The 7,989-nt window shown below is 56.4% G+C and carries 6 protein-coding genes; 2 read left to right on the forward strand and 4 right to left on the reverse strand.

Going from position 1 to position 7,989, the window contains the following annotated elements; genetic code table 11:
• The coding region (locus VZP09_RS00640; RefSeq protein ID WP_328794829.1) for a DUF3300 domain-containing protein at positions 1–1,337 on the reverse strand (1,337 nt) is incomplete at its 3' end.
• Positions 1,338–1,768: 431 nt separating this feature from the next.
• Here VZP09_RS00640 and acnB point away from each other — a divergent pair.
• Together acnB and yacL are read left to right on the forward strand one after the other, a co-directional pair.
• Positions 1,769–4,366, forward strand: a complete 2,598-nt coding sequence (acnB, locus tag VZP09_RS00645) for a bifunctional aconitate hydratase 2/2-methylisocitrate dehydratase (protein ID WP_002888735.1) — start codon at positions 1,769–1,771, stop codon at positions 4,364–4,366.
• Positions 4,367–4,552: 186 nt separating this feature from the next.
• Positions 4,553–4,915: a protein YacL gene (gene yacL, locus VZP09_RS00650; protein WP_002888737.1), complete on the forward strand. Its 363-nt coding sequence runs from the start codon at positions 4,553–4,555 to the stop codon at positions 4,913–4,915.
• A 72-nt stretch (positions 4,916–4,987) separates the two neighbouring features.
• Here the strand turns inward: yacL and speD are convergent, their stop codons facing one another.
• The 3 genes from speD to VZP09_RS00665 all read right to left on the reverse strand — a co-directional run.
• Complete coding sequence (gene speD, locus VZP09_RS00655) at positions 4,988–5,782, reverse strand: adenosylmethionine decarboxylase (protein ID WP_002888739.1); 795 nt, start codon at positions 5,780–5,782, stop codon at positions 4,988–4,990.
• A gap of 24 nt (positions 5,783–5,806) precedes the next feature.
• Positions 5,807–6,667: a polyamine aminopropyltransferase gene (gene speE / locus VZP09_RS00660; RefSeq protein WP_002888741.1), complete on the reverse strand. Its 861-nt coding sequence runs from the start codon at positions 6,665–6,667 to the stop codon at positions 5,807–5,809.
• A 149-nt stretch (positions 6,668–6,816) separates the two neighbouring features.
• Positions 6,817–7,989: FKBP-type peptidyl-prolyl cis-trans isomerase (locus VZP09_RS00665; protein WP_328794830.1), on the reverse strand; the 1,173-nt coding region annotated here is incomplete at its 5' end.

Raw genomic sequence — 7,989 nt, forward strand, 5'->3', positions numbered from 1 at the left:
CGCTGCTGCTGCTGCGGCGTGGGGTTTTTCAGCTGCGTTTTTGCCGCCTCGCGACGCTGCTGTTGGGTCGGCGTACTGTCGTAACCGCGGTAATTACTGCGTTGGGTGGCTTGCTTCAGCTGCGCCGAGGCCGCCTGACACTGAGCGTCGCGTGAGGCGTTGTTTGCCGCCAGGTTGCCCGCTGTGGCCGTCGGTACGTTATGCTGCAGCTGGGTCATCGCTGCCTGGCGCTGCGCTTCGCGATCGACTGGCGCATGTTGGGTCGCGCTCAGTCCGCCGGAAACGTTGGTCTGATGGAAGCGCTGAGCTACCGTATTATCGGGATACGGTGTGTGTCCGCGATAGGCAGGATTGTGCTGCCAGTTAACGTGGTTTCCCGGCAGGTTTTCTCCTGTTATGTGATTGAAATTATTTACATTAATATTGATGTTATCGCCATTATGCGAGTAATCGCCGTGGTGGTAGTCGTCATCGTGATGGTGATGGTCATCATCATCCCAGTCGATACTGCTGAACAGCGCCCAGGTGGTGGCCACGCCGAGGCTGTACCCGAAGCCTTTGACGAAGCTATCGGTAAACTGCTCTCCGGGAGGGGGCGGCAGATAGACCGGCGGATAGGCGCTGTTCGGCCAGGTACCATAGACGGTGGAGGGGTTATAGCTGGGAACATAGACCACCTGTGGATTGGTCGGCTCTATTTTAATGACCTGCGTGGGCTCAGGCGCCACTGTGTGGGCGGTTGCGGTTGCTGTCGTGCTGCTGCTGGCTGAAACCGGTGCGGCAGGGGTGACAATCACTTTCTGCTGCGGTGTGGATTTCAGCGTCCCGGTTTGTTGGGCAATGGCGCGCAGGCGCTGCACTGAATCCATCACATCATGCGGCTGGGCCAAAAACGCATTGCCAAGATTTTCCACCCAGGGCGGATTCTCGCCCATCATCGCCAGCAGGGCAGGGAAAGCGACAAGAGATTTGACGCTAGGGTCCCACGGCTGGCTGGCAACCGCCTGCACGGCCGCATCCCCTTTCATCGCGGGGTTATCCTGGGACCACTGGACCGCCTGCAGGACGTTGTCGGGATAAGTGGAGGCCATCAACACCTGCGACAGCAGGCTGTCCGGGTAGAGCGCGATAGGGGCGACCCACTGATCAATTTGCGCCTGGGTGTAAGTGGCGGCCACCGGCTGTGTCGTCGACGCTGCGGGCGCTGGCGCTTGCTGCGCAGGCGGTTCAGCGATCGTCGCTGGGGTTCGGCTTTGCACATAGAGTGTTCCTGCCGCCGCGAGTAAGCCAGCGCTACAGAGCAGGGCGATAATATGGGGTTTGAACGGCAGTGACATGGAAACTCCTGACCCAAAAAGTAACCCATCTCGCTAAAGTATCTGCGAAAACGGCGCGTTTGCTGAGTATAAGTAAGCGGTATGGCTTTTTATTGATTATTGTTGGGATCGGCCCGTGGCGTTGTACGCGGAAAGGAATTTTTGTCGTGGGATTTGAACAGAAAGCCTGCAATATCCTGCCCTTAACGATTCAGCTAAATTTTAATGTTGCTTTTTTGTAAACAGATTAACACCTTTCAAAAATCCTGCTATGCTGCCGACGCGGTATCGGGCATTTACCCTACAAACTGCTGTCTCACAGGAGCGTGAAGAAAATCGCCCAGCCACTAAATCCTTCAAGATGCGTCACGCGGCAAGCTAAGCCAGGACAGAGGCAGATTGATTGAAGACGTGTAGGCCGCATTATGACAATGAGAGCGAGGAGAACCGTCGTGCTAGAAGAATACCGTAAGCACGTAGCTGAGCGTGCCGCCATGGGGATTGTTGCCAAACCCTTAGATGCAACCCAAATGGCCGCGCTGGTAGAACTGCTGAAAAACCCGCCTGCGGGCGAAGAAGAATTCCTGTTAGACCTGCTGATTAACCGTGTACCGCCGGGCGTCGATGAAGCCGCCTATGTTAAAGCTGGATTCCTTGCCGCGATCGCCAAAGGCGAAGCGACCTCCCCCCTGGTTACCCCTGAAAAAGCCGTTGAACTGCTGGGCACCATGCAGGGCGGTTACAATATCCATCCGCTGATCGATGCGCTGGACGACGCGAAACTGGCGCCGATTGCCGCGAAAGCGCTCTCCCACACCCTGCTGATGTTCGATAACTTCTACGACGTGGAAGAGAAAGCCAAAGCGGGTAACGAGCATGCTAAACAGGTTATGCAATCCTGGGCTGACGCCGAGTGGTTCCTGAACCGTCCGCAGCTGGCAGAGAAAATCACTGTTACCGTCTTCAAGGTCACCGGCGAAACGAACACCGATGATCTCTCTCCGGCGCCGGATGCGTGGTCGCGTCCGGATATCCCGCTGCATGCGCTGGCAATGCTCAAAAACCCCCGCGAAGGCATTGAGCCGGATCAGCCGGGCGTGGTTGGCCCAATCAAACAGATCGAAGCCCTGCAGCAGAAAGGCTACCCGCTGGCCTACGTCGGCGACGTGGTCGGGACCGGTTCTTCACGTAAATCCGCCACCAACTCGGTGCTGTGGTTTATGGGCGACGATATCCCGAACGTGCCGAACAAGCGCGGCGGCGGCCTGTGTCTGGGCGGTAAAATCGCGCCAATTTTCTTCAACACCATGGAAGATGCGGGCGCGCTGCCTATCGAAGTTGATGTGTCTAACCTGAACATGGGCGACGTAATCGACGTTTACCCGTTCAAAGGCGAAGTGCGTAACCACGAGACCAACGAACTGCTGGCCAGCTTCGAGCTGAAAACCGATGTGCTGATCGACGAAGTGCGCGCCGGCGGCCGTATTCCGCTGATCATCGGTCGCGGTCTGACCACCAAAGCGCGTGAAGCGCTGGGCCTGCCGCACAGCGATGTCTTCCGTCAGGCGAAAGACGTGGCGGAAAGCACCCGCGGCTTCTCGCTGGCGCAGAAAATGGTTGGCCGCGCCTGCGGCGTTGCCGGTATCCGTCCGGGCGCTTATTGCGAACCGAAAATGACCTCCGTCGGTTCTCAGGACACCACCGGTCCAATGACCCGTGATGAGCTGAAAGACCTGGCGTGCCTGGGCTTCTCTGCAGACCTGGTGATGCAGTCCTTCTGCCACACCGCGGCCTACCCGAAGCCGGTTGACGTTACCACGCACCACACTCTGCCGGACTTCATCATGAACCGCGGCGGTGTTTCTCTGCGTCCGGGCGATGGCGTGATTCACTCCTGGCTGAACCGCATGCTGCTGCCGGATACCGTGGGTACCGGCGGTGACTCCCACACCCGTTTCCCAATCGGCATCTCCTTCCCGGCAGGCTCTGGTCTGGTGGCCTTCGCCGCCGCGACCGGCGTGATGCCGCTGGATATGCCGGAATCGGTGCTGGTGCGTTTCAAAGGTAAAATGCAGCCGGGGATCACCCTGCGTGACCTGGTCCACGCCATCCCGCTGTACGCCATCAAGCAGGGCCTGCTGACCGTGGAGAAGAAAGGTAAGAAAAACATCTTCTCTGGTCGCATCCTCGAGATCGAAGGTCTGCCGGATCTGAAAGTCGAGCAGGCGTTCGAGTTGACCGATGCCTCGGCGGAGCGTTCTGCCGCCGGCTGCACCATCAAGCTGAATAAAGAGCCGATCGTTGAGTATCTGAACTCCAACATCGTTCTGCTGAAGTGGATGATCGCCGAAGGCTACGGCGACCGCCGTACCCTGGAGCGTCGTATCCAGGGCATGGAAAAATGGCTGGCGGATCCGCAGCTGCTGGAAGCCGATGCTGACGCGGAATACGCGGCAGTGATCGACATCGATCTGGCGGATATTAAAGAGCCGATTCTGTGCGCGCCGAACGATCCGGACGATGCCCGCCTGCTGTCTGATGTGCAGGGCGAGAAGATCGACGAAGTGTTCATCGGCTCCTGCATGACCAACATCGGCCACTTCCGTGCCGCCGGTAAGCTGCTGGATAGCCACAAAGGCCAACTGCCGACTCGCCTGTGGGTGGCGCCGCCAACCCGTATGGATGCCGCGCAGCTGACCGAAGAAGGCTACTATAGCGTGTTTGGTAAGAGCGGGGCGCGTATCGAAATCCCTGGCTGTTCCCTGTGTATGGGTAACCAGGCGCGCGTGGCCGACGGCGCGACGGTGGTTTCCACCTCTACCCGTAACTTCCCGAACCGTTTAGGTACCGGCGCTAACGTCTATCTGGCCTCTGCCGAACTGGCAGCGGTGGCTTCGCTGCTCGGCAAACTGCCGACGCCGGAAGAGTACCAGACCTTCGTGGCGCAGGTGGATAAGACGGCGGAAGATACCTACCGTTATCTGAACTTCAACCAGCTGGATCAGTACACTGAAAAAGCTGACGGCGTGATCTTCCAGACCGCGGTGTAAACCATTCGGTCAGCCCGGCTGACCGTTTGGCGATAAACTCTCCAATGCCCGGTGAACATTGCATCACCGGGCATTTTTATTTCCAAACCTCCCGCCCGCTACGCTTTTTTTCTTTCTGTCTGCTGCGATAATTACTGCATGGGTACAGTGCAGCGGTGACGCATTGCCCTTGCAGAGGAAAAGACTATGGATTACGAATTTCTGCGCGATATTACCGGAGTGGTAAAGGTGCGAATGTCGATGGATCACGAGGCGATCGGCCACTGGTTCAACGAGGAGGTGAAAGGCAATCTTGCTCTGCTGGACGAAGTGGAGCAGGCTGCGCGCACCGTGAAGGGCAGCGAGCGTTCCTGGCAGCGTGCCGGGCATGAATATACGCTGTGGTTGGATGGCGAAGAGGTGATGATCCGCGCCAATCAGCTGGAGTTTTCCGGCGACGAAATCGAGGAGGGGATGAGCTACTACGACGAAGAAAGTCTCTCTCTGTGCGGTGTTGAGGATTTCCTGCAGGTGGTCGCCGCCTATCGTGAGTTTATGCAGCAGCGTTAATGACGCCTTTTATGTCGGGTGGCGCAGAACTACAGGCCCGGCAAGCAAAAGCGCCGCCGGGCATTTCATAGATTACACGGCAGGAATATTGCGGCCGTAGTAAATCTCGCGCATCTCTTTCCATAGCAGGTCGGTAATGACCTTGCGCTCTTCGGCAGTCAACTCTTCCGGTCGGGTATGGAACATGTAGTGCTTAAGGTCGAACTCCTTGAGCAACATTTTGGTATGGAAGATATTTTCCTGATAAACGTTGACGTCGACCATGTCATACAACGACTTCATATCGTCGGACATAAAGTTCTGAATCGAATTGATTTCATGATCGATAAAATGCTTCATCCCATTGATATCGCGGGTAAAGCCGCGCACACGGTAGTCAATGGTCACAATGTCCGATTCCAGCTGGTGAATCAGATAGTTCAGCGCTTTAAGCGGGGAAATGACGCCGCACGTTGAAACTTCGATATCGGCGCGGAAGGTGCACAGGCCGCCCTCCGGATGGCTCTCCGGGTAGGTATGCACGCAGATATGGCTCTTATCGAGATGGGCGACCACGGTTTCCGGTAGCGGGCCAGGATGTTCGGTCTGGTCAATCAGCTTGGGATCGACAGGCTCTTCGCTGACCAGAATGGTCACGCTGGCGCCCTGGGGTTCATAATCCTGACGGGCGATATTCAGGATATTGGCGCCAATAATAGAACAGGTTTCTGTCAGGATCTCCGTCAGGCGATTGGCATTATAGAGTTCGTCGATATAGGCGATGTAGCCGTCGCGCTCTTCTGCCGTTTTGGCGTAACAGATATCGTAGATACAAAAACTCAGGCTTTTGGTCAGGTTGTTAAAGCCGTGCAGCTTCAATTTTTTCAATTTAGTTCACCCCCTTATTTCGCGTCACGGTGCGGACAGAGCATCATGCAGATATTGTGGTAAGGCGAAGGCCGCCGTATGGATTGCCGGATTGTAGTAACGGCAGGTCAGGTTGGCTTTGTGAAAGCGCGCCTGAATGATTTCGCTGGAGAGATGGCGCAGCGCCTCATTGTCGCTCGCCCAGGCAAAGGTCATGATCCCGCCGTAATAGGTTGGAATTGCCGCCTGGTAGAAGCTGACGTCGCGAAAATAGTGGCTTAGCTTGCGATGGCTGCCTACCGCTTCATCCTGTTGCAGGAAGCAGACGCCATTCTGGGCAACAAAGATCCCACCCGGGTTCAGGCAGCGTTTGCAGCCTTCATAAAAAGCCGAGGTGAACAGGCTTTCTCCCGGGCCGATAGGGTCGGTACAGTCCGAAATGATCACGTCAAACGTTTGCGTCGTCTGATTAACAAAATTGACGCCATCATCAATCACCAGCGTAAAGCGCGGATCGTCATAGGCGCCGGCGTTATGGTTCGGCAGGTACTGGCGGCAGAATGAAACTACCCCGGCGTCGATTTCCACCATGGTGATGGTTTCGATGCTACGGTGACGAGAGACTTCGCGCAGCATCGCGCCATCGCCGCCGCCAATGATCAACACATGCTTCGCGTTGCCGTGAGCCAGCAGAGGCACATGGGTCATCATTTCGTGATAGATAAACTCGTCGCGTTCGGTGGTTTGTACGACGCCATCCAGCGCCATCACCCGGCCAAAGGCGCGGTTATCAAAGATGATCAGATCCTGATGATCGGTTTTTTCGTGGTACAGCACGTTATCAACGCTAAAATACTGACCAAAATGGTCATGCAGCGTTTCATGCCACAGTGGATTATCGGCCACGATAAGGCTCCTCCTTCGTTAACATCTGTTACACCCGTAAAACGAGTGCAACATCATAGACAACTATAGATGAGGATGCACGGCGGTTATTGCAGCAATGAGGCAGGAATAACAGCCACCGCCCCGGAAGGGCGGTGGAGAGGATGAGGCTATTTTGCCGGCTCGGGTTGGCTATCTACTATCCGCACGGAATAAACCATGGTGGCGCCTGGCGGAATTTTTGGCGGTAATCCTTTACTGCCATAGGCCTTTTCAGGCGGGACGACGAGCGTCACGGAGCCGTGGTTCTGTAGACGCTTCAGCGGTTCGCGAAACACCGGGGGATAGGCATCCAGCTTTTGCGTAAGCGCCTGATCTTTCGCTTCCATATCGTTGATCACCGTCCCGTCCGTCAGCATCTCTTTGATCACCACGGTAACCAGGTCGTTACCGCTTATTTTTCCTTTACCCGGGTAATCGACGCGGCTGTAGACGCCCTCTTTAAAGACCACATCTTTTTTGCGCGCAAACGCCTGCTGATATTTCTTGCCGGCACTGATGTTTTTCTGCTCTATTTTATTCAGGTTCTGAAAAACCTGCTGCGACACATCAAACAGCGCCTTGTTACGTTCCTGCTCTCCGAGACGAAGCTGGCCGCGAAAGGCATCTTCGATGCCCTGCAGCACCAGGCCTGCGTCGACGGTAACTCCCTGAGTGCGACGGGTGGTAAGGACGTTGAGCGCCTCGCTTCCCATCGAGGCGCCGATCGCATAAGCCTGCTGTTCTCCCGATGCGCTGAGTTTGGCAGCGGCGCTCTCGCCGCTGCGCGTTTTGGACTGTACAGAAAGCTGCGTTCTCAGCAGTTCGATTTCATCTTCTTTCATCCGTAGCTGGGCGTTGTCTTTATCCGCCTGCAGGCGATAGGCTGCCACTATGGCCGCCATCTCTGGTGGCTCATTTTTTGGCGCAGCGGCGTCGTTAGCGGGGCCATGCGGCGCTTTATCCGCGGCGGCCAGCCGGGTGGACAGAGATTGTTTATCGGCGTTAAGGGCTTTGACCTGATCGAGGGCAGCCTGCTGCGTCTTTTCCGCAGCGGCGAGGCGAATAGTCAGCGACTGCTTATCGGCGTTAAGGGCTTTAACCTGCTCGAGGACGGCCTGTTTCTCTTTTTCCGCGGCGGCCAGCCGGGTCGCCAGCGGCTGTTTGTCAGCGTTAAGCGCTTTAGCCTGGTCAAGAGCGGCCTGCTGCGCCTTCTCCGCAGCGGCGAGGCGAATAGTCAGCGACTGCTTATCGGCGTTAAGGGCCTTAACCTGCTCGAGGACGGCCTGTTTCTCTTTTTCCGC

The organism is Klebsiella sp. EMBS2024 (assembly GCF_036233805.1).
In the GTDB taxonomy this organism is placed as follows: domain Bacteria; phylum Pseudomonadota; class Gammaproteobacteria; order Enterobacterales; family Enterobacteriaceae; genus Klebsiella; species Klebsiella pneumoniae.